The sequence below is a fragment of the Streptomyces sp. NPDC054932 genome (assembly GCF_053610205.1).
This window is the reverse complement of record NZ_JBSGXU010000014.1, coordinates 26,036-47,622: the sequence shown is the minus strand read 5'-3', so window position 1 is coordinate 47,622 and position 21,587 is coordinate 26,036. Positions and strand designations below refer to the sequence as shown.

Sequence of the window (21,587 nt, the reverse complement as noted above, 5' to 3'; positions counted from 1 at the left end):
GATGCTTTCATCGGGGTTGTGATGGTCTTCCGTCGCACGGAGCTGGACGGCCTCGTGGAAATCATCCGGACTCCACGGGAGGACGCGCGGGGCAGATTCGCGCGGATCTTCGACAGTCAGGACCTGCTCACCGTTGGCTGGCAGTGGCCGGTCGCCCAGGTGAACCTCTCGGAGACCGTCGGGGCGGGGACCGTCCGTGGGCTTCACTATCAGGTGCCCCCCAGCGCGGAGGCCAAGCTCGTCACCTGCGTCCGGGGCGAGATCTGGGACGTCGCCGTGGACGTCCGCACCGGATCCCCGACGTTCCTCGGATGGTGCGCGCGAACCCTCAGCGGGGACGGACTGAACAGCATGCTCGTGCCACCGGGCTTCGCCCACGGGTTCCAGGCGATGTCCGAAGCCGTGTCCGTGGTGTACCTCCACAGCGCAGCGCACGCGCCGCAGGACGAGGCCGGACTGCACCCGCAGGACGAACGGATCGGCGTGACATGGCCGTTGCCGGTCCGCCGGCTGTCGGAGCGGGACAGCTCGTTCCCTCCCCTCGATCCGCGGTTCACGGGGGTGAGGCCATGAGGTGCAGGTCCTGTTCGTCCGAGCTGGGAGACCCGGTGCTCGACCTGGGTTTCGCGCCACCCTCCAATGCGTACCTGCCGGCCGCTCGGCTCGGCGAGCCGGAGGTCCATCTGCCGCTGCGCGCACGGTTCTGCACGCAATGCACGCTGCTCCAGCTGGAGGACCACTCCGCTCCGGAGCTGCTCTTCGCCCCCGACTACGCCTACCGGTCCGGAACGTCGCGGTCGTGGCGCGCACACGTGGCGGCGTTCGCCCATGAGGCCATCGCGCGGCTGAGCCTGGACGAGCGGTCCCGGGTCGTGGAGATCGGATGCAACGACGGGCACCTGCTCGGGATCTTCGCCGCGGACGGGATCCCCGGTCTCGGGATCGAACCGGCCGCCGAGGCCGCCCGGAGCGCACGCGCGGCCGGCTTGGAGATCGTCGAAGAGTTCTTCTCGGCGCCTCTGGCGGCCGACCTCGCGAAACGGCGAGGCCGGGCCGACCTCGTCGTCGCGAACAACGTCTTCGCGCACGTGCCGGACATCAACGGCTTCGCCGAGGGGCTCGGCGCCATCATGAAGCCGCACGGTGTGGTGACCCTCGAATTCCCGCACGTGCTCAGCCTGCTGCGGCATGCCCAGTTCGACACGATCTACCACGAGCACTTCTCGTACCTGTCGCTGAGGTCCGCCGGCCAGGTGCTGGAACGGGCCGGGCTCGAGGTCTTCGACGTGGAACGGCTGCGCACACACGGCGGGAGCCTGCGGATCCATGCGCAGCACCGCGGGGCGGGACGCCCCGTCTCCCCCCGCGTGCACCGTCTCCTGCGGGTGGAGGCGGCGGAAGGTCTGGCGGAGCGCGAGACCTACACACGGCTCCAGGGCAGGGCCGAGAGGATCAAGGACGACCTGCTGCACTTCCTGCTCGACGCGAGCCGCCGCGGCGTGCGGGTCGCGGCGTACGGTGCCGCCGCCAAGGGCACCACCCTGCTGAACTTCGCCGGTGTGCGCCCCGACCTCCTGCCCGTCGTCTTCGATGCGGCGCCCTCGAAGCAGGGCAAGTACCTGCCGGGGAGCCACATCCCGATCGAGCCGCCCTCGTCCCTCCGGGCCGGCGACTGGGACTGCATCCTCATCCTGCCCTGGAACCTGGCCGACGAGGTGGTCGCCCAGCTGGAGGCATCGCTGGCCGGGACGGAGTTCCTCGTGGCGGTGCCCGAACTCACGGTGCTGACGGCACCCGGCTCCCCGGAGCCGGGTGCGGCGATCACCGGAACAGCTGAGTGGCCCATCCGACGAGCTGCTGTGCGACCGCGGCCAGACCGGCCAGCGAGGTGACCGAATCCGCCATGCGTCCGAGCAGCTGACGGATGGAGTCGACCTTGTGAATGATCAGGTCCGGGTCCGGTTCGTCCTCCTGGGCCTGCGAGGCGACGGTCTCGACGTCCTCGGCGACGGACCGCTTGAGGGCCGGGCTCAACTCCGCGCGCTCCAGCTGTTCGGCGAACTCCGCCAGCGCCTTCCGGAACCCGGCGATCGAGACGTCCGCCGTGCTTCCGTCCGCTCCCGCGCCGGTCGTGCCGACGGACAGTCGGCCCACCGATCCGTGGACGACGGACTTGACGCTGTCCTTGCCGACGAAGTCACCGCCGCCGGTGTCGACGTTGCCGCCCACAAAGGCTCCGCCACCGGTGTTCAACTGCTGGGGCTGCTGCCGATCGTCCGAGGCCACGGTGGTTCCCTCCGCAGATTTCCGGATAAAGGTCGCAGTCTAGCGTCGGCGAACCGGGCACGGCGATGCCGCGACAGTCGTAGATGAGACACGCCAGTCGACGGACGTGCGGCCGCGGCCGGCCCCCGGCGGGTGCCGCATCCCGTGCCATCGACAGGGCCGGGGGCCTCCACTAGCCTGACGAAGACCGGGCGAGTGGCTGTCATGCTCATGAGGAGAGTGGTGGAACGGCGACCGAGCGAGCAGTCGATCCCGAGGGTGCTGGCACCGCACCACATCGGCATCCACGTCACCTCCATCGATGCGGCCCTCCCGTTCTTCGTGGACGTCCTCGGACTGGAAGTGGCCTTCCGCTGGTCGCCCCGTGCGCCCTACCTCGGCACGCTGCTGGCCGATCCCGGTTACGAGATGGAGGCGGTCGTCCTGCGGGTCGCCGGCTCCACGTTCGCCGTGGAGCTCGTGCACTTCGGGCACGTCTCCGTCCAGGCCGCGGACGCCCGCAATGCGGCGCCCGGCACCGCCCACCTCGCCCTCGCCGTGTCCGACGCCGACGCCATGTGCCGGCGGGTCAGAGCCGCCGGGTATCGGACGCTGTCCGATCCGGTCGTGCCGACCATCGGCCCCGTCCGCGGCGGCAAGGTCGTCCTCGTCCTCGGCCCCGAGGGCGTACGGGTGGAACTCATCGAGTCACCGCGCTGGCTGCACGACACCGGCCACCTGCCCTGACGGCCGCAGCGGCACTCGCGGGGCGGGCGTGCGGGCCCGATCAACGAAGCGCGGCCAAGGGGAGGGAGACCGAGTGGAGACTCAGGACCGAGTGGTCATCACGGGGGCGGCTTCGGGAATCGGGCGTGCGGGTGCCCTACTGTTCGCCGAACGGGGGGCCGCCGTCGTCCTGCTGGACCGGGATCCGGCCGGTGCGGCCGTGGCCGCGGAGATACGGGACCGCGGAGGGGACGCCGTCTTCGTCGCCTGCGACGTCTCCGACGCCGAGAGCGTCGAGGGAGCCTTCGCCGCGGCCGTTGCACCGGGAACACGCCTGACCGGTGTCTGGAGCAATGCCGGTGTGGCGTACTACCGGGGCCTGGCGGAGACCTCGGTGGAGATGTGGAACGCGATCCTCGGCACCAATCTGACCGCAGCGTTCCTCGTCACGCGCGCGGCGCTTCCGTTCCTCGGCCGTGGCGCCTCGATCCTGTTCACCGGGTCGATCTCCAGCCTGCACGGTGCGGAGAACTTCGCTGCCTACTGCGCCAGCAAGGGAGGCATCATGATGTTCGCCAAGGCGCTCGCACGGGAGTTGGCCCCCCGTGGCATCCGGGTCAATGTGATCGCACCCGGTGCGGTGGACACTCCCATGCAGCACGCCGACATGCTGGCCAGACCGGTTCCCTACGCCGAGGCCGTCGCGGCCGAGTTGGCCGCCCACCCCCTCGGCAGGTACGCCGCACCCCGTGAGGTGGCCGAGTCGGCGTACTTCCTGATGTCCGCGGCCTCCTCGTTCACCACCGGGGCGGCCCTCATGGTCGACGGGGGATTCAGCGCATGACGGACGACCGGTATGCGGTGCGCGTGCTGGAGTTCGGCCGGGCGGACGTGCGCGGACCGGAGGTCTTCTGGATGAGCCACTGGGACGAATGGATCACCCTCGCCTTCTCGGCCGTGCTGATCCGCAACGCGTCCCGCTGCATACTCGTCAACGCGGGCATGTCGCGCCCCGATCCGGAACTGGACCGGCTGTGGGAGCAGTACTCGGGCCATCCCCGGGCGAGGATGCGGCTCGGCACGTCCGTCCGCGATCAGCTCCGTGCCCTCGGCATCGTTCCCGAGGCCGTCACCGACGTCGTCCTTTCCCCGTTCCAGGCGTACTCCGTCTCGGACGTACGGGAGTTCCCGCGTGCCACGCTGCACCTGCTGCGATCGGGATGGGCCGATTTCCTCGCGCCGTCGCGCTCCCGCGTGCTCGACCAGACACAGGCACGTGAGCTGTCCGTACCGAGGGGGGTCATGGAGTACGTGTTGTTCGACGCCTGGAACCGGGTCAACCTCCTCGACGACCAGGACGTGATCGCACCCGGGGTCACGACGGCGGCCGTGGGCGTCCATCACCCCGAATCCCTGGCCGTCACCATCGGCACGAGGGGCGGACCGGTGGTCTGGACCGACGGGATCTTCCATCGCGAGAACTTCAGCAGGCGGTTGCCCCTGGGACTCACCCGGTCCCTGGCCGAGTCCTCCCGGCTGCAGGAGTTCCTGGAGAGCTCCGGGGCCGCCGTCCTGCCGGCCTACGACGTGACCCTCACCGAACGGTACGCCCATGGCGTCGTGGCGGACTGAGGCCGGGGACGGCTCCGGCGCGCACGACTTTGGCGCGCACGACCTCGGCGGCAGGCGGGCGATCGTGACGGGAGCCGGACGGGGCATCGGGGCGGCGGTCGCCCGTCTGCTCGTGGACAGGGGCGCCGCGGTCTGCGTCGTCGACCGCACCACGCGTGAGCTGGAGCCCTGGCGCGACGCACCCGTCGTACGCGTGGCCGAGGACCTCTCGGCGGTCCCATCGGCGCGCCGTGTGGTCGAGGCCGCCGAGCGGGAACTGGGAGGCGTCGACGTCCTGGTCCACGCCGCCGGCGTGCTGAAGCGCACGCCCTTCTTCGACGTGGACGCAGAGGACTGGGAGCTGCACATCCGTACCAACCTCAGGAGCACCTTCTTCCTGGCGCAGGAATGCGCCCGGGTCATGCGGGAGCAGGGCACGGGTGGCCGTATCGTCGCCCTGGCCTCGGACGCCTGGTGGACGGGCGGATACGACGGTTCCCTCGCCTACGCCGCGAGCAAGGGCGGGGTGGTCACCCTGGTGCGCGGGATCGCGCGCGAACTCGCGCCCCTGCGCATCACCGTCAACGCGATCGTGCCCGGGCTCGTCGACACCGAGATGCTGCGCGGCCAGCTCACCCCCGACGCGCTCGCCCGTCAGGCCGCAGCCATTCCCTGGCAGCGCCCGGCCGAGCCCTCGGAGATCGCCGGGGTCGTGGGATTCGTGGTCTCGGACGCGGCCGAGTACATGACCGGATCGGTGTTCAACGTGAGCGGCGGTCTGCTGACGTACTGACGAATGCCTGGGGGCACGCATGCGCATGGGGCTGTTGAGCGAGGAGTTCTGGGCCGGGAAGCGGATCTTCGTCACCGGGCACACCGGGTTCAAGGGGAGCTGGCTGACCGTCCTGCTCGACCACCTGGGGGCCGAGACGACGGGATACAGCCTGCCCACGGTCGATGAGCCGAGCCTGTTCTCGGCAGCGGGCGTGCGGGCGCTCTGCCGGGACCTCCGCGGGGACGTGCGGGACCTCGACGCCCTCCAGCGGGCGGTCGAGGCCGCACAGCCGCAGATCGTCGTGCACCTGGCGGGCCAGGCGATCGTCGCGCGCGGGTTCGCGGATCCGCTCGGCACCCTCTCCCACAACGTGCTGGGCACGGCGAGCCTGCTGGAAGCCGTGCGCCGCGGCGGATCCGCGGCCGCCGTCGTCGTGGCGACCACCGACAAGGTCTACCGGAACCCGGGTCCCGGGAACCGCTACGGGGAAGCCGACCTGCTCGGTGGGAACGAGCCGTACGGGGTGAGCAAGGCGTGCGCCGAGCTCGTCACCGAGTGCTACCGCGACGCCTACCTCGGCCCGGCCGGCATCCGGGTGGCGAGCGCTCGTGCGGGGAACGTCGTGGGCGGCGGCGACTGGGGGGAGTCCCGGCTCGTTCCCGACATCGTCCGGGCGTGGCAGGCGGGAAGGCCGGTCCTCGTGCGCAATCCCCGCCATGTGCGCCCCTGGCAGTACGTGCTCGACGTCCTCACGGGCTATCTCACGCTCGCCGAGCGACTGAGCCGGGGAGAGGCTCCGGAAGGGGCCTACAACTTCGGCCCGTGCGCGGACGACACGGTGGACGTGGCCTCCGTGGTCGCCGCGGCCCGGACCCTGTATCCGCAGGGGGAGGCGATCCTCGGCAGCGGCGAGGACGCCTCCTGCGAATCGGCCTGGCTGCGGATCGACGCGTCGAAGGCCCACCGAGAGCTCGGGTTCTCCAACAGATTCGGCGTCGACGAAGCCATTCGGGAGACGCTGCGCTGGTACCGGCTCGTCCACGAGGGCGGGGAGCCGTTGACCGTGTGCCGGGACATGATCAGGGCGTACGAGAAGGGGGAGACGGCATGACGCGGTACGAGGGGATCCCCTACACCCGCCCCTCGATCACCGACCTGGAGATCGGCTACGTGCTGGACGCCGCGACGCACGGGTGGGGCGAGCACTGCTACGACTACATCGGGCGCTTCGAACGGGCATTCGCCGACCATGTCGGCGTTCCGTGTGCCGTGAGCACCTCCAGCGCGACCGGCGCTCTCCATCTGGGCCTGGCGACCCTCGGGATCGGTCCGGGGGACGAGGTCATCGCTCCGGACATCACCTGGATCGCGTCCGTCGCCCCTGCCGTCCACCTCGGCGCGTCGGTCCGCTTCGCCGACATCGACCCCGTGACCTGGTGCATCACCCCGGAAACCGTGGAATCCCGGCTCACGGACAGGACCCGTGCCGTGATCGCCGTGCATCTGTACGGCAACCCCTGTGACGTCGTGGGGCTGGCGGAGCTGTGCGAGGAGCGAGGCGTCGCGCTGATCGAGGACGCGGCGGAGGGCATCGGAACGCTGATCGACGGGCGCCGGGCCGGCAGTGTCGGCCGGTTCTCGGTCTTCTCGTTCCACGGGACGAAGACGATCACGTCCGGAGAAGGCGGCATGCTGCTGACGCGGGACACGGATCTCGCGGATGCGGTGCGCGTCCTCAACAACCACGGACGTGCGCCGGGGCGGGCCGCGGACTTCGTGCCCGAGACGATCGGCTACAAGTACCGGATGTCCAATCTGCAGGCGGCGCTCGGACTCGGGCAGGTCGAGCGGCTCGACGAACTGATCGGCCGGAAGAAGCGGATCCTCGAGCTCTACCGTGAGCGTCTGGGCGGGCTGCCCTCCCTGCGCCTGAACACGTGCCGGCCACAGGACGGACTCGGAGCCTGGATGCCGACAGCCGAATGCGTCGGGCCGGCCGAAATCCGCGGCAGGGACCTGCGCGGGGCGTTCCTCGACGCGGGCATCGACGCCCGGCTCGTCTTCCCCAGCCTTTCGACGCTGCCGATGTTCGAAAAGACCTCGGACGTCTGTCCCGCGGCCCGCGCCTTCGCCGAGCGCGCCGTCAACCTGCCGAGCTACCACGACATGTCCACGGCCGAAATCGACCGTGTGTGCACGACTCTGGAGGAAGCGATGACCGGCTGCCGGAAGCGGAGTTGAGCGGGGCTACCACGTTCGCCACGGCGCCGGCCCGTGCCAGAGCCGATCCAGCAGTTCCATGTCCGCCGTGGTGTCCATCGGGTGCCAGAAACCCTCGTGCCGGTACGCGGCCAGCTGGCCACTGGCGGCCAGCTTGGGCAGCACCTCCTGTTCCAGGCTGGTCCCGTCGCCCGCCACGAGATCGAGGACGCTCTTGTTGAGCACCATGAATCCGCCGTTGACCCAGACCGACTGCAGCGTGGTCTTCTCCTCGAAGCTGGTGACCGCGTTCCCGGACAGCGCCAGGGTGCCGAAGCGCGAGGGCGGATGCACGGCGGTGACCGTCGCCTGCAGTCGCCGGCCGAGGTGAAGATCGATGACATCGGTCAAGGGAACGTCGCTGAGGCCGTCGGCATAGGTGAGACAGAAGGTCTCCGGCAGCCGGTCGGCGAGCCGCAGAAGCCTCCCGCCGGTGTTCGTGCCCTGCCCGGTGTCCACCACCTCCACCGTCTCGTCGCCGGAAAAGGCCTGGCTCAACTGCTCGACGCGATAACCGCCCGCGATCACGGTATGGCAGACGCCCACGGCTTCGTAGGCCTTGAGAATGTGCCACAGGACGGGCCGGCCGCCGATCGGTACGAGCGGCTTCGGCCTGGAATCGGTGAGGCTGCCCAGGCGGCTTCCCCGCCCTCCCGCGAGAACTACCAGTGACAACGGCTCCACGTGCGATACATCCTTACGTCAGCCTGGTCCGGACGTGTGTCAAGCCGTTCGATGGAGGCACCTGCAGGGGGTCAGCATAGGAAGCCGCGCTGGAAGCCTCAACGGCGCCCAGCGGCAACGGCCATGACGACCGGGCGGAAGTCGGCGCTGCTCGCCACCTTCAGCGAGTCGAGGTCGGCCAGCGGGATCCAGCGCGCCAGATCCGCGTCCCGGCGCTCCCGTTCGTCGAATCCTTCGGTGCTCAGACTGCCACCGATCACCGTGGCGGTGACGTAGAACATCAGACACTGGTAGGCCGCCCGTGCGGCCGGGTCGTCGGGAGCCCAGACGAAGAAGGACTCCCGGACGGCCACGACAGGACCGGGAGCGACCCGCAGGCCGGTCTCCTCGCCGACCTCCCGGGCCGCGGCCGCCGCGAGCGATTCCCCCAACTCGACGCCCCCGCCGGGCAGATCGAAGCCCCTCTCCTTCTGCGGGACGAGCAGGACGCTGTCCTGCCGCAGCAGTACCGCGTAGACGCTCGGCCGCCACGAGAGCTCCGTCGAAAGGATTTCGTGACGGAAGCCGTCGATGTCGACCGCCTCTGCATCCGCCATGCGGCCAGCATGCCAAGTCCGGTGCACCTACGGCCAGTCCCGCTCGGCCGGCCGATGGCGGAGATGCCGTTCGGCAGGCCCGGGAGACCTGCCGAACGGTGGACGCGCGCCCCGTTGCGCACAGGGCGGCGCCGGGGACGGGGGACGTGATCAGGCGCAGCCGAAGAGCCAGGGGATGCGCGTGGTCGCGTCCCGTCAGTCCGATTCCGCCATGGTCTCGACGAGTTCGGGCAGTTCGCGCAGGCGGGCCACCGTCTGGGTAAGGCGGCGTACAGCCGCGTCGGCCCGGTCACGGGTGATGGGCGGGGACGCCGGGGAATCCTTCGCCAGGTTCTGCAGCTCCCGGAGCAGTCGGAGGATCTCGGTTGATCCTTCACTGACACCGTGGATCAGCTCCTCGATCCTCACCATCAGGGCGTCCGCCGCAGGCGGCCCAGCGGGAGGGCTCGCAGGGCTCGCCAGCTGCGCCGGGTGCGGGGCCGGCGCCCCCTGGGAGGGGAGGACGGCGGCCGGGCCGACGGCTGCGCCGAGTGCCGGGGGTTCGGTCTCCGTCTGGGCCCAGACCTGCTCCCGTGCAGGGGTCGCGGCCTGTGGAGAGGGGGAGGTGGTGGGCGGCGCGGCGGGCGGGGGCACGGGCGCCCTGCGAGGCCGCGTGCCCATCTCTTTGGGGAACTCCATGTCGAACCACAGGGGCGTCATCTCATGGCCCGGCCTCGCCATCCCATTGCTGCTGACCCGCCACGGCCTGCGGTCCCCGTCGTCCATCGCCGCAACCAGCTCCCTGAGGACGCCGACCGCCATCATCCGCTTCTTCTCGTGGCGCAGGGCCTGTAGGACGTTCGTCACCGTCCGTCGCTCTCTGGCCACGCGCCCGCCCATGTCGTCGATCGCCTCCTGGCCGTCCAGCGAACCACGGTCGGGTTCCACCAGGGCGAAGGAGGCGAGCCAGTGCACCGCACGGTACGAGACCAACTCCTCGAACGCGTCGTTGTCGGTGTTCGCGGCCGCCAGCAGATCCGGCAGCGGGCGTCCGGAGAGGACCACACCGTCCCTGATCTTGGTGGTGAAGATCTCGCCGATCCTCGGATTCCACGGCTTCGGGTAGCTCTCGGACGTGAGGGCCGACCAGGCCCGGGCACGCTGGTGGATCTCGGTCGCCTTCAGCTGGGACGGCGGATTCTCGCTGAGTGCCCGCTGAAGCAGCTGACGCTTGAGCGGGTCGGTGGGGAACACGGCTTGCAGCAGCGCCATGGACCGCCGATCGCGCAACTCCGAGACCGACATGTCCGGTGAGACGTCGGGGAGTTCGCGGATGGGCGCCAACCCGGACAGCACCTCTGCGGTCTTCTCGTCCATGAGCTGCCGCGCGACGTACATACCCAGAACACCACGCCCCAGGGCGCGGGAACGACCGACGGCATCGAACTCCAGCGGAGGGTTCACGTGGTCGCGGCGGTTGCTCATCTGGACGATGCGGTAAAGGCGCTGCGGAGTCGGGGTGCCGATGACGAGATGCGCTTCCACGACGGCGATGGCCGCGGCGCGGTGCGCCCGGGCACCGGTCTTCGGATCCAAGTCCTCTTCCGATTCGCAGAATTCCCGGTTGAGCAGAGTGGAGAATTCGGCGAGCCACACCTGCGGGTCGCAGACGATGCCGCCCTCGGCCCGCCCCAGCTTCTCGGCCGGGACGCCCGCGAGCACCTCCCCGGAACTCAAACGAAAGATCGATTGGCGCTTCTGTGTTCGATTATTTCCGCGCACCGCCATCCATCCCCAATACGCGTCCGGATAGAGGGGATTTCCTTCAGTGTCCACGTCCGGATTGTCCTGCAATTGGATGTACTGCGGAACGTACATTCCGGGCTCCTGCTGCCCATTGAGGACCAGATCCTCGCCGAGGTCGTACTTTCGCAGCCGGTCGTACTTCAACAACGCATCCGCAGCGTCTTCGGCATCCATGATCAATGCCTGCCGGTTCGGTACGGAACTCTGCAGGGCCGCGAGGGAGTGTTCGCGCCCCTCGTCGTCGATATGACTCCAAGGGCGCACCGAAGCCAGCGCCTTCTCGGTTCCCTGCGCCACCGTCGGGTCCGCCACGGAACGCCAGATCGAACTGATGCGCTCATTGTGACTCCACAACACCCCGCCGACACCGTGCATGCGGACGACCGCCACCAGCATCTCACCGGCATCCGTCCGGATACGGCGCACCGCGCCACCTTTGAGCCTGCGGACACCGTCCGAGTCCGGGTCTCCGAGCATGTCCTCGGGATCGGCGATGAAGGGCGCCATGTTCTCCAGTGCGCCGCGGGGAAGGTTGACCCCGTCGGTGGCCAACACGGCGTCGATCCAGTCTTCTTGGGCCTCCTTGGAAGCGGGCAACGGAAACGGACCCTTGATGACGGCTTCAGGCATGTGCATCCTCACATCACTCGGAGTCCCGGAGCTGACCGGCGACCCAGGCGGCGATCCTGTGCGCCGCGCGCACGGCGGGGTTGTCGGTGAACAGCCCAAGGCCCACGAGAACGAACCTGGCTACGGTGATCCAAAGGCTGATCCGACAACGAGGACGGCACTTCATCGGATCTTCACTCGAACGAGTAGGTTCCGTAGGAGAGTCCATGATCGAAGCCCTTCAGGAGAGACGCGGCAGCATCGACCGGCCGGTCAACTCCCCCAACGCCTGATATTGCTAAGCAGGTGAGCGGAATCGTGGCACCCTCCAACGCCCGTGGGGGCCTCGGCTTGGAGCGTTCACTCTCACGAAGTGCCTGTCGAACCTGTGAACCAATGAAGGGAGTTAGGAAAAGTAGCCCACGCATCGCCAGGATGGTCTCACTCAATCTGATGAATGGGGTTGTGTTACTTTCCGATCAATGTTAGGGGCGACCCCCCCCGTGAGTGCCGGAGGATTTCCAGGTCTCCGAGAGGGGTGCTGTGTGCGAGGGCGGAGGCCGTCCGTGTGCGCGTGTTCGGACCACCCGGTAACGTCGGATTACGTGCGTTCCGCCCATACCGCGACGGCGTCGCCCGGCGGGCAGCCGTCGATCGGCAGAGGAACGGGATCACATGGCAGAGCACAGCCACCGCAACGGGACGGCAGCAGCCGGGGCCGGTCTGGCCCTCCTGGCAGCACTCGGCCCGACGCCGGCGGGCGCCGCCCCATGGGATGCCCGTACCGATGCCGGCACCGGGCCCGGCACGGCGGCCGCGGCGCGCTTCGTGCCCGGGCCGTGTCCCAGGACGCCTGAGCCGATCGGAGCGCTGGCCACCGCCCGGTGCGGATTCCTGGAGGTGCCCGAGAACCGTGACCGCCCCGGCGGGCGGACCATCCGGCTTGCCGTCGCGGTCATCCCGGCCACCTCGGCGAAGCCCGCCCAGGACCCCGTGGTGTTCATGTCGGGCGGCCCCGGGGGCGAGACCTTCGACGACATCCCGTTCCTGGTCTCCTCCGGCCTGAACCGGGATCGCGAACTGATCATCATGGCCCAGCGCGGCAATCTCTACGACGAGCCCAACCTCGCCTGCCCGGAACTGGACCGCTTCTACGCCAAGTCCGTCGGGCTCCCCTCCTACGCACCGCAGACGGAGAAGCTCATGCTCGACGCGGTGAAGCAGTGCCGGGCCCGCCTGACGGCCGACGGAACCGACCTGAGCGCCTACAACAGCACCGAGAACGCAGCCGACTTCGCCGACCTGCGCACGGCGCTCGGCATCAAACAGTGGAACGTCTACGGCCACTCCTACGGCAGCAACCTGGCCCTGACCTACTTGCGCCTGCACCCCCAGGGGATCCGCTCGGTGGCGTTCGACTCCATCGCCCCTCCGCGGGACGTCTCCCTGCCCTTCGCCTGGGCCGGCGCCCGGGAGGGCCTCGAAAACCTCTACAAGGCATGCGCGGCGGAGCCGGCTTGCAAGAGCCGCTACCCGGACCTCGAGCGCACCTTGAACGAGCAGGTGCGCAAACTGGAGGCCCATCCCCTGACGCTGAACGTCGAGCCGCCGCAGGGCGGTGACCCGGTGAAGGTCGTCCTCGACGGCGGCGCGCTGGTGAACCTGCTGGTGGCCAAGGCGATTCCGTTCGCCGAGGTCCCGGCGGCGATCGACGAACTCGCCCACGGCCGTCCGGAGCGCTTCGCCCGCGCCCGCGCCGCCGGCTCGGTCCCGGTCGTCGGCCAGAGCGCCCACGGTCTGACGAACTCGGTCGTGTGCAGCGAGTGGGTGCCGGACCACTCGGCGTCCGACGTGCTGAACGCGGGCCGCCGGGCGTTCCCCGACTGGCCGGACCAGGTCCTGGCCCAGGCACCGCAACTGGCCTTCCAGGATCAGGTGTGCCGCGTCTGGAACGTCCCGGACCGCACCGCCACGGTACGTGTGGCGCCCGTCAGCTCCGTGCCGACGCTCTTCATCAACGGCACGGGCGACATGAAGACCGGGGCGAGCTGGGCACAGAAGACCGCCCGTACGCTGCCCCATTCGACCACCGTGCAGGTCCCCGGCATCGGGCACTGGGTGGTCCCGCAGTCGTCCTGCGCCCAGAAGGTGCTGGCGTCCTTCCTCACCCGTCCGACCGCGCCCGACACCGGGTGCGTGGCGGGCCTCGGGTGGGAACCGTTCACGACCACTCCGAAGTGACCGGGAGGGCAGATGTCACTCCCACATGTACGACGGTTGCGCGACAACGGCCCGTACGTCGCCCGGACCCTGAGCCGTGCCGCCGTCGTCACAGATAGAAGGTGGTGTCCGTGAATCGGATGGTGCCGTTGTGCACCGCCGGGGGCGCCATGATCGCGGCAGTACTGGCCGGTGCCGCACCCCCACCGGCATACGCGTCCGGCGACGACCGGGCGCAGCGCAGCGCAGATGTCCTCCAGGAACTGGTGCCTTCTCCTGACGGCCCGGGCTGTGCGGCAGCCGTCGGCATACGGGGACGTGTGGTCTGGGAGGCGGGGAGGGGCAAGGCCGATCTGGCGACCGGGCGCACCATCACCTCGAAGACGGTCTTCGACATGGCGTCCAACTCCAAGCAATTCACCGCAGACGCTGTCCTCCTGCTGGCCGGGCGGCACCAACTCGCGCTGGACGACCGCCTGTCCGAGTTCCTCGACGACCCGCCCGCCTGGACACGGGACGTCACGTTGGGCGACCTGATGCGTCACACCAGCGGCATCACCGACTACCAGGACCTGCTGGAGGCCAAGGGGATCGGGCTGACGGATCCGGCCGGCCAGGAGGAAGCGATCGCGGCCATCCTCGCCTCGGAACCGGAAGACCCGCCGGGTAAGCGTTTCGCCTACTCCAACTCCAACTACGTCCTCCTGGCGCACGTCGTCGAGAGGGTCACCGGAAAGCCGTTCCCGGCCTTCCTCCAACAGGAATTCTTCACCCCACTGCACCTGCGCATGACGTTGTCCCCGGCGGTGGACGTTCCCGGCAAGGCGAAGTCGTACGACGAGAAGGACGGCTCCTTCAGTCCCGTTTCCTCCCCCTGGAAACAGTACGGAGACGGCTCCGTCCAAACCACCCCCGGAGAATTCGTCCGCTGGGCCGACAACTACCGCACCGGTCGCATCGGCGGGACGGAACTGCTCACCGGAGTCACGGAGGGAGCGGTGAGTGTGGGCGACGTCCTGCGCCCGCGCGGCATCGAAGAAGGGCGGTACGGGGCCGGAATGCTCCTGCTCCCCGACAAGGGCCTGGTGCACCGGGGCGACTGGGAGGGATTTCACAGCACCTTCGAGGTGAGCCCGGACCGCAACACCGCCGTGACCGTCGCGTGCAACGTGGATTCACCCGACAATTTCCGTGCGGCCAACCAACTGCTGGACATATGGGCCAAATGAACGCCCGCAAGCCGAGCCGGAGGCCGGGCGGGAGGCCGGGCCGGAGGCCGGTCGGCAACGGGTCGGCAGGAGCCCTTGAAGACCCTGGGGGAGCTGACCCGGACATGCGAATCGTTGTAGGCTCCGGCGAACGCCCTTGACCTGCGGGAAGCAGGCAGGGAGCAGACACTTCGGGAGTATTCGCATGCTTCGTACCATGTTCAAGTCCAAGATCCACCGGGCCACCGTCACCCAGGCCGACCTGCACTACGTCGGGTCCGTGACCGTCGACGCGGACCTGCTGGACGCGGCCGATCTGCTGCCCGGGGAGCTCGTCCACATCGTGGACATCACCAACGGTGCGCGACTCGAGACCTACGTCATCGAGGGGGAGCGCGGGTCCGGGGTCATCGGGATCAACGGCGCCGCCGCCCATCTGGTGCACCCCGGGGACCTGGTCATCCTCATCAGCTACGCGCAGGTCGAGGATGCCGAGGCCCGGGCGTTGAAGCCCCGCGTCGTGCACGTGGACGGCGACAATCGGATCGTCGAGCTGGGGACGGACGCCTCCGCTCCGGTACCGGACACGGACCAGCGGCGCAGCCCCCACGCCGTGGCTGTCTGACGGGAGGCGGGGACCATGCCGATCGAATTCCAGGACGACCGCGGCGCCGGACGGCTGCTCGCCGTCGAGGACGGGGCGGTGGTCGGCCACATCGCGTACTTCGTGCTCGCCGAGGCACCCCATGCCCTGGTCGCGGTGCACACCATCGTCGAGGCGGGCCACGAGGGCCGCGGGATCGCGGGCGGGCTGGTGAGGACCTTCTACGGGATCGCGGCCGCCGAAGGGGTTCCCGTGGTGCCGCTGTGCCCGTATGCGGCGAGCTGGGCCGTCAAACACCCCGATGAGGCGCCCGAGCCGGCCGCCGAGGTGGTACAGGCGGCCAAGGCGCAGCTCGCCTCGGCCCCCGACCTCTGGTGACCGATCTGCTCCTGCTGCACACCTCGCCCGTGCACGTCCCGGTCTTCGACGACCTGCGCGACCGGAACCATCCGGGGGCCGTGCTGAGGCACCTGGTGGTGCCGGAGCTGCTGGACCGGGCCCGCGCAGACGGGCCTGAGTCGGTGGCTCCGGCCCTGCTGGGGCTGCTTGCCGAAGCCGGAGCCGAGGCCGAAGCAGTGCCCGTACTGGTCACCTGTTCGACCATCGGGGCGACTGCGGAGTCCTTGGGTCCGGCGCTCGGCGCCCCGGTGCTGCGGGTGGACCGGCCGATGGCGGCCGCGGCGGTACGGACCGGCGCCCGGATCGTCGTACTGGCCGCCCTGGAGTCGACCCTCGGCCCGACGGGGGACCTGCTGGCCGAGGAGGCCGGTGCTCTGCCCGTGTCGATCCGTACGCACCTGGTCGCCGGGGCCTGGGACCGCTTCGAGGCGGCGGACACCGCCGGGTACCTGGCCCGCGTGGCCGAGGCCGTCGACTCCGTCACCGACGCGGACGTCATCGTGCTGGCGCAGGCCTCCATGGCCGGTGCCGCGGACCTGGCCGCCGGCCGGATCCCCGTGCTCTCCAGCCCGGCTCCGGGCCTGGCTGCAGGCCTGGCGCTGCGTTCGACCCCGTAGGGCAGGCATACGGGCTGCAATCGCGGGAAAGTGGGCCGTATGGTGCGAAAACAAGATGCAGACGAGACACAGCCGCCCGTGCCCGGCCCCGACCCCGTCCCGGGGCCCAACCCGTTCCCGGATCCCGAGCCCATCCCGCGGCCGGTGCCGCCCGTGCCCGGCCCGGTGCCCGAGCCGGACCCGATCCCGCCGCCCCCGGGGCCCGCGCCGATCCCGCAGCCGGGGCCCCTCAGCCGGGAGACCGTTTCCTGCTGATCACCGTGCTGTCCGGATGAAGACAGTGGTGAGGCGGAGTCCGGCGGGCGCCGCCCCTGCCCGCTCCGGGTCAGTCGCGGATGCCGTCGATGTCGACCAGGACGTGCCGCGGTCCGCGGAAGATCTGGTTGCGCCGGTACGGCGGCGGGTCCTCGACGAGCCGGGGGTTTTCCACCCGGCGGACGAACTCGCCGACCGCGTTCTGGACCTCGAGCCGCGCGAGCGGAGCGCCGAAGCAGAAGTGGATGCCCTGGCTGAATCCGAGGTGCTGGTTGTCGCGGCGCTCAAGGTCGAGCTCGTCGGGGTCGGTGAACTGTTCCGGATCGCGGTTCGCCGAGCCGTACGCCAGGAAGATCGGCGCCCCCCTGGGGATGGTGGTGCCGGCGATGTCGATGTCCTTCACGGCGGAGCGGGTGGGCCAGAACTGCACCGAAGACTCGAAGCGCAGCAGCTCCTCCACACCGGGCACGATCAGCTCGGGCCGACGGCGCAGCTTCTCGAGAGCGTCGGGGTGCCGCAGCAGGGTGAGCACGCTGTGGGCGATGAGATTCACCGTGGTCTCATGCCCGGCGAAGATCAGGAGCAGGGCATTGCTCGTGAGCAGGCCCTTGGGCATCCGTCCCTCCGGGTCGTCCTCGTTCACCATCGCCGAGAGCATGCCCGGGCCGGGCTGCCGGGCGTACCGGTCGTACAGCCCGGCTGCGAACCGTCCGAACTCCTGCACGGCCTGATTGCCCTCGGCCAGCCGACTCCGGAAGTCTTCGGAGGCGGTCTCGGGGCCGTACTCCCAAGCGCCCAGGGCGGTCTCGATCCAGTGGTGGAAGCGTGGCTCGTCCTCCAGTGGCACGCCCAGAACCTTGCAGATCACCGTCACCGGCAGGGGATAGGCGAAGTCGTCGACGGCATCGATCCTGGTCTTGCCCCGCATGCGGTCCAGGAGGCCGTCGACGAGGCGGCGGATCTCGGGCTCCATTTCGGAAATCAGGTCGGGCGAATGGGGCGGGCCGACGAAATGCGGGGTCATCATCCGCCGATCCCGATCGTGCTCGGGCGGATCGCAGGTGATGATGCTCGGCTCGGCCTCCGCCTCCCCCGAACCCTCCGACCCTCCCGAGCCCTCCGCCTGGGCCGAGGCCGGGGCGTGGCCCTTTCGTGGATCCGAACTGACCCGGGGGTCGTGCAGCAGCGTGACGATCTCCCGGTAGGTGCTGACGACATAGGTTCCGTCCGGCTGCCGCGCCACCGGTGTCTTGCGCAGTTCTTCGTAGAAGGGGTACGGGTCGGCGCGGTTTGCGTAGCGGAGGGCCTGCTCCCAGGGGGTTTCCTCGGCCACGAGGCTCCCCTCCTTCTTCCTGTCAGTGCTGTCGAGGCCGGAACTCGGCCGTCCGCCCGCTCGGGGCGTGGCCGGTCAGGACGACGTCGGGTACCTCCGTCGGGACGCCGGGTTCCGGGAACTCGGCCGGCACCGGCTTCGTGCCGGGCGGCTGGTCCCAGCCCGGCGGCGGGGGCGGGAACGGACCGGATCGCTCGATCAGCTTCCCGTAGTACTCCAGCCACTTGCCGTGATCGAACGTGACGGCGGCGACGATCCGGCCCCGGTGACCGTAGGCGGCGGCGAAACGGCGCTCCGCGACGGACCCCTGCGTGAAGACGATCTCCTCACCGAAGGGCGGCACGCCGACGGACTTGATGTTGACGCCGAACTGACCGGACCAGAAGCCGGGAACCAGCAGATGCGGACGATAGTGGGGCTCGAGGTTCACCATGTTGTGCGCCGCCACCTCGGCGCCGAAAACGGCGTTGTCCCAGTGCTCCATCGCGAGGAACTGGTACTCGTACAGCACGTGCGGCGCACGCGCCACGTCCCCCGCCACGTAGATGCTGTCGGTGACCACGCCGTTGATGTCGAAGGCACGGCCACCCGCGTCGCACCCGACGCCCCAGAAACCGGCCGCCAGCCCGGAGCCCTCCAGCCATTCCACGTTGCGGATCGACCCCAGCGAGGCCACCACCACGTCGGCGTCGACGATGGTTCCGTCCGAGAGCCGAGCACGCCGCACGTGTCCGCCGGAGTCACCCTCCAGGGACGACACGCCCAGCCCGCAGCGCAGGTCCACGCCGTGATCGCGCTGCATCTGCGCGGCGATCTCCCCGATGACCCCGCCGAGCGCACCGGACAGCGGCGCCGAACCCCGCTCGACGACGGTCACCGGAAGGTCGAGCTCCCGGCAGACGGAGGCCACCTCCGAGCCGATGAACCCGGCGCCGATGACCAGGACCCGCGACGGCGGCTCGGCCAGCGCCTTCTGCAGCTGTGCGGCATCATCACGCGAGCGAATCGTGTGGACGCCGTGCAGGGCGGCCTCGGTCGGGTTCGGCCACTGTCGCGCCCGGGTGCCCGTGGCGATCAGCAACCGGTCGTACCGGACCTGCTCGCCGTCGGCGAGGCGCACCTGCTTGGCCGCCCGGTCCAGCCCGGTGGCAGCCACCCCGAGCCGCCAGTCCGCATCCACTTCCCGCATGCGGGGCAGCTTGGTGTGGTCGGCCGGAACCCAGCCCTTGAGTACTTGCTTGGACAGCGGCGGACGGTCGTAGGGCTCGTACGGCTCGTCCCCGATGATGGTCAGGGAACCGGTGAAGCCCTCCTCGCGCAGGGCCTCCGCGGCCCGCAGCCCGGCCAGTGAGGCCCCCACGATGACGATCCGACCGTTGGCCCTGAACTCGCGCACCAGCTCTGCCACCGTCGCCGGCAGGGTCATGGCGTCCCGCCCCGCTCCGCGCCGTCCAAGCGGTCGATCACGATCGCCTGCACCGGCACGCCACAGCAGCCCGCTCGACCTGCAGGCGCCGCTCGTCATCGGGGTTCGGCTCGTAGGTGAGTGCCTCCTGGCCACTCAACCTGAAGACCTCGTGAGCCAGGTACACGCATTGTGCGTATCCCTGGCATCGATTCAGGTCCACGACGATCCGCATGGGCAGACTCCTTCCGCTCTGCCTCTCCCACGGCGAAGGGCGACCGGCGACCGGCGACGCGGTCGTGCGGCCACCTGGCGGTTCCCGGGCCCCTCGCCGAGCGACCCGGCCGGATGTCCCGGCCGTCGTGCCGGTCACGGCCACCGACTGAACCGGCTCGGTCCTGTGCGCTGCCTCGCCACCGTGACGGTGACGGCTGTCGGCTGTCGGCTGTGCGCGTCACAGCCGACGGGCGCCCTGCGTATCGACGGCGTCGGCACAGAGGCCCGCTCCGGCTCATTGCGCCATAGAAAAATACTCGTCCCGCCTTCCGGCGACCGCAAGGGCGCCCACGACCGGCTGCGGAGTGGGCCGCCGACGGCACGTTCGCGCGAGCGCATCAGCACGCCGGCCGGGGCCGCCCAAGGGCCCCGGCCGACGAGCCCGCCCCGGACCTCAGGCGTGCGTGTCCGTGCGGACCTCGGAGCGGTCGCCGCTCCAGAGGGTGTGGAAGGAGCCCTCGCGGTCGGTCCGCCGGTAGGTGTGCGCCCCGAAGAAGTCCCGCTGCCCCTGGGTGAGGGCCGCGGGGAGGCGCTCCGCGCGCAGCGCGTCGTAGTAGGCCAGCGAGGCCGCGAAGGCCGGGACCGGGATGCCCTGGCGCACCGCCGCCACCAGGACGGACCGCCAGCCCTCCTGCGCCGCCGCGATCTCCTCGGCGAAGTGCGCGTCCGCCAGCAGGCTCGGGAGCTCCGGCTGCGCCTGGTAGGCCGCGCGGATCCGGTCCAGGAACGCGGCCCGGATGATGCAGCCGCCGCGCCACAGCGAGGCCACCGCGCCCAGGTCCACGTTCCAGTCGTACTCCTCGCTGCCGGCCCGGATCTGGTGGAAGCCCTGGGTGTACGAGACGATCTTCGACGCGTACAGCGCCTGCTCCACCTGCGCGGCGAAGGCATCCGCCTCCTCCGGCGCGAGCGTGGTGGCCGTCGGGCCCGCGAGCCCGCGAGCGGCCGTGCGCAGGTCCGCATGGCCGGAGACCGCCCGGGCGAAGACGGCCTCGGCGATCCCCGACACCGGTACCCCGAGGTCGAGGGCGATCTGCACCGTCCAGCGGCCGGTGCCCTTCTGTTCGGCGGCGTCGGCCACGATGTCCACGTACGGGCGCCCGGTCGCGGCGTCCGTGTGCGCGAGCACCTCCGCCGTGATCTCGATCAGGTACGAGTCCAGGCGCCCCCGGTTCCACTCCCGGAAGGTCTCGGCGATCTTCGCGGGGGAGTAGCCGGCGACCTCGCGCAGCAGGTGGTAGGCCTCGGCGATGAGCTGCATGTCGGCGTACTCGATGCCGTTGTGCACCATCTTGACGAAGTGTCCGGCGCCGTCGGGGCCCACGTGCGAGGTGCAGGGCGTGCCGTCGGCGGCCTTCGCGGAGATCTTCTCCAGCAGCGGGCCGAGGGAGGCGTACGACTCCGTCGAACCGCCCGGCATGATGCTCGGTCCGAGCAGCGCGCCCTCCTCGCCGCCGGAGATGCCCACGCCCACGAAGTGGATGCCCTGCTCGCGCAGTTCCCGCTCGCGGCGCCGGGTGTCCTCGAAGTGCGCGTTGCCGCCGTCGATGATGACGTCGCCCTCCTCCAGGAGCGGGGCGAACTCGTGGATCACGGCGTCGGTCGGCTCCCCGGCCTTCACCATGATGACGATGCGACGGGGGCGCTCCAGCGCGTCGACGAACTCCTTCGCCGACCCGGCCGCCACGAAGCTGCCCTCGTGCCCGAATTCCTCCACGAGTGCGGTGGTCTTCGCGGCGGTGCGGTTGTGTACGGCCACGGTGAATCCGTTGCGGGCGAAGTTGCGGGCGAGGTTGCTTCCCATGACTGCGAGGCCGGTGACGCCGATCTGGGCCGTGCTGGTGCTCATGTGTGCGCTCCTGCGTGCTTCGGTGTGCGGGCTGTGCCGACGCTACCCCGCCGTCGGCCGCGCGGCGCTCCCGCCTCTCGGTGGATTGTCAAGTTCCGCTGAATAGCGCCC

The 21,587-nt window shown here is 70.1% G+C and carries 20 protein-coding genes and 1 pseudogene; 13 read left to right on the top strand and 8 right to left on the bottom strand.

Annotated features, from left to right (window positions below):
- Nucleotides 1-21: 21 nt before the first annotated feature.
- Together ACWGE1_RS06440 and ACWGE1_RS06435 are read left to right on the top strand one after the other, a co-directional pair.
- Nucleotides 22-573, top strand: a complete 552-nt coding sequence (locus ACWGE1_RS06440; RefSeq protein ID WP_453419437.1) for a dTDP-4-dehydrorhamnose 3,5-epimerase family protein — start codon at nucleotides 22-24, stop codon at nucleotides 571-573.
- Complete coding sequence (locus ACWGE1_RS06435; protein WP_453419406.1) at nucleotides 489-1,892, top strand: class I SAM-dependent methyltransferase; 1,404 nt, start codon at nucleotides 489-491, stop codon at nucleotides 1,890-1,892. The genes ACWGE1_RS06440 and ACWGE1_RS06435 overlap by 85 nt, the downstream gene beginning before the upstream one ends.
- On the opposite strand, the gene ACWGE1_RS06430 is transcribed toward ACWGE1_RS06435, so the two are convergent.
- Entirely contained in the window at nucleotides 1,822-2,286 is a 465-nt protein-coding gene (locus ACWGE1_RS06430) for a hypothetical protein (RefSeq protein WP_453419405.1), read from the bottom strand. The genes ACWGE1_RS06435 and ACWGE1_RS06430 overlap by 71 nt on opposite strands.
- Nucleotides 2,287-2,508: 222 nt before the next feature.
- Here ACWGE1_RS06430 and ACWGE1_RS06425 point away from each other — a divergent pair, with 222 nt between their 5' ends.
- From ACWGE1_RS06425 to ACWGE1_RS06400, 6 genes are all read left to right on the top strand, one after another.
- A complete protein-coding gene (locus tag ACWGE1_RS06425; protein ID WP_453419404.1) occupies nucleotides 2,509-3,012 on the top strand; it encodes a VOC family protein in 504 nt (167 codons plus the stop codon).
- A 73-nt stretch (nucleotides 3,013-3,085) separates the two neighbouring features.
- Nucleotides 3,086-3,835: an SDR family NAD(P)-dependent oxidoreductase gene (locus ACWGE1_RS06420; protein WP_453419403.1), complete on the top strand. Its 750-nt coding sequence runs from the start codon at nucleotides 3,086-3,088 to the stop codon at nucleotides 3,833-3,835.
- Nucleotides 3,832-4,623, top strand: a complete 792-nt coding sequence (locus ACWGE1_RS06415) for a hypothetical protein (protein ID WP_453419402.1) — start codon at nucleotides 3,832-3,834, stop codon at nucleotides 4,621-4,623. Before ACWGE1_RS06420 ends, ACWGE1_RS06415 begins: the two co-directional genes overlap by 4 nt.
- Entirely contained in the window at nucleotides 4,604-5,395 is a 792-nt protein-coding gene (locus ACWGE1_RS06410; protein ID WP_453419401.1) for an SDR family NAD(P)-dependent oxidoreductase, read from the top strand. Before ACWGE1_RS06415 ends, ACWGE1_RS06410 begins: the two co-directional genes overlap by 20 nt.
- Before the next feature lie 19 nt (nucleotides 5,396-5,414).
- Complete coding sequence (rfbG, locus tag ACWGE1_RS06405) at nucleotides 5,415-6,488, top strand: CDP-glucose 4,6-dehydratase (RefSeq protein ID WP_453419400.1); 1,074 nt, start codon at nucleotides 5,415-5,417, stop codon at nucleotides 6,486-6,488.
- Nucleotides 6,485-7,618 (top strand): DegT/DnrJ/EryC1/StrS family aminotransferase, encoded by a 1,134-nt coding sequence (locus tag ACWGE1_RS06400; RefSeq protein WP_453419399.1) that lies wholly within the window; start codon nucleotides 6,485-6,487, stop codon nucleotides 7,616-7,618. Before rfbG ends, ACWGE1_RS06400 begins: the two co-directional genes overlap by 4 nt.
- A gap of 6 nt (nucleotides 7,619-7,624) precedes the next feature.
- On the opposite strand, the gene ACWGE1_RS06395 is transcribed toward ACWGE1_RS06400, so the two are convergent.
- The 3 genes from ACWGE1_RS06395 to ACWGE1_RS06385 all read right to left on the bottom strand — a co-directional run bounded on the left by ACWGE1_RS06395 (nucleotide 7,625) and on the right by ACWGE1_RS06385 (nucleotide 11,331).
- Nucleotides 7,625-8,320 (bottom strand): sugar phosphate nucleotidyltransferase, encoded by a 696-nt coding sequence (locus ACWGE1_RS06395; RefSeq protein ID WP_453419398.1) that lies wholly within the window; start codon nucleotides 8,318-8,320, stop codon nucleotides 7,625-7,627.
- A 98-nt stretch (nucleotides 8,321-8,418) separates the two neighbouring features.
- Nucleotides 8,419-8,916: an NUDIX domain-containing protein gene (locus tag ACWGE1_RS06390; protein ID WP_453419397.1), complete on the bottom strand. Its 498-nt coding sequence runs from the start codon at nucleotides 8,914-8,916 to the stop codon at nucleotides 8,419-8,421.
- A 195-nt stretch (nucleotides 8,917-9,111) separates the two neighbouring features.
- The gene (locus ACWGE1_RS06385; protein ID WP_453419396.1) at nucleotides 9,112-11,331 is read right to left on the bottom strand and encodes a hypothetical protein; all 2,220 of its coding nucleotides are present in this window, start codon (nucleotides 11,329-11,331) and stop codon (nucleotides 9,112-9,114) included.
- 654 nt (nucleotides 11,332-11,985) lie between these two features.
- On the opposite strand from ACWGE1_RS06385, the gene ACWGE1_RS06380 reads away from it, so the two are divergent.
- The 5 genes from ACWGE1_RS06380 (at nucleotide 11,986) to ACWGE1_RS06360 (ending at nucleotide 16,358) form a co-directional block, all read left to right on the top strand.
- Nucleotides 11,986-13,551 (top strand): alpha/beta fold hydrolase, encoded by a 1,566-nt coding sequence (locus tag ACWGE1_RS06380; protein ID WP_453419395.1) that lies wholly within the window; start codon nucleotides 11,986-11,988, stop codon nucleotides 13,549-13,551.
- Nucleotides 13,552-13,670: 119 nt separating this feature from the next.
- The gene (locus tag ACWGE1_RS06375) at nucleotides 13,671-14,759 is read left to right on the top strand and encodes a serine hydrolase domain-containing protein (protein WP_453419436.1); all 1,089 of its coding nucleotides are present in this window, start codon (nucleotides 13,671-13,673) and stop codon (nucleotides 14,757-14,759) included.
- A 184-nt stretch (nucleotides 14,760-14,943) separates the two neighbouring features.
- Nucleotides 14,944-15,363 (top strand): aspartate 1-decarboxylase, encoded by a 420-nt coding sequence (gene panD / locus ACWGE1_RS06370; RefSeq protein ID WP_453419394.1) that lies wholly within the window; start codon nucleotides 14,944-14,946, stop codon nucleotides 15,361-15,363.
- A gap of 15 nt (nucleotides 15,364-15,378) precedes the next feature.
- On the top strand, nucleotides 15,379-15,720 hold the full coding sequence (locus tag ACWGE1_RS06365; RefSeq protein WP_453419393.1) for a GNAT family N-acetyltransferase: 342 nt from the start codon (nucleotides 15,379-15,381) through the stop codon (nucleotides 15,718-15,720).
- Complete coding sequence (locus ACWGE1_RS06360) at nucleotides 15,714-16,358, top strand: aspartate/glutamate racemase family protein (RefSeq protein ID WP_453419435.1); 645 nt, start codon at nucleotides 15,714-15,716, stop codon at nucleotides 16,356-16,358. The genes ACWGE1_RS06365 and ACWGE1_RS06360 overlap by 7 nt, the downstream gene beginning before the upstream one ends.
- 325 nt (nucleotides 16,359-16,683) lie before the next feature.
- Here the strand turns inward: ACWGE1_RS06360 and ACWGE1_RS06355 are convergent, their stop codons facing one another.
- From ACWGE1_RS06355 to gndA, 4 genes and pseudogenes are all read right to left on the bottom strand, one after another.
- A complete protein-coding gene (locus ACWGE1_RS06355) occupies nucleotides 16,684-17,946 on the bottom strand; it encodes a cytochrome P450 (RefSeq protein WP_453419392.1) in 1,263 nt (420 codons plus the stop codon).
- A gap of 22 nt (nucleotides 17,947-17,968) precedes the next feature.
- Entirely contained in the window at nucleotides 17,969-19,372 is a 1,404-nt protein-coding gene (locus ACWGE1_RS06350; protein ID WP_453419391.1) for an NAD(P)/FAD-dependent oxidoreductase, read from the bottom strand.
- Nucleotides 19,369-19,586, bottom strand: a pseudogene (locus ACWGE1_RS06345) (ferredoxin). Before ACWGE1_RS06345 ends, ACWGE1_RS06350 begins: the two are co-directional and overlap by 4 nt.
- Before the next feature lie 435 nt (nucleotides 19,587-20,021).
- Nucleotides 20,022-21,476 carry an NADP-dependent phosphogluconate dehydrogenase gene (gene gndA / locus ACWGE1_RS06340; protein ID WP_453419390.1) on the bottom strand — a complete coding sequence of 485 codons (1,455 nt, stop codon included), beginning with the start codon at nucleotides 21,474-21,476 and terminating at the stop codon, nucleotides 20,022-20,024.
- Between the last annotated feature and the right edge of the window lie 111 nt (nucleotides 21,477-21,587).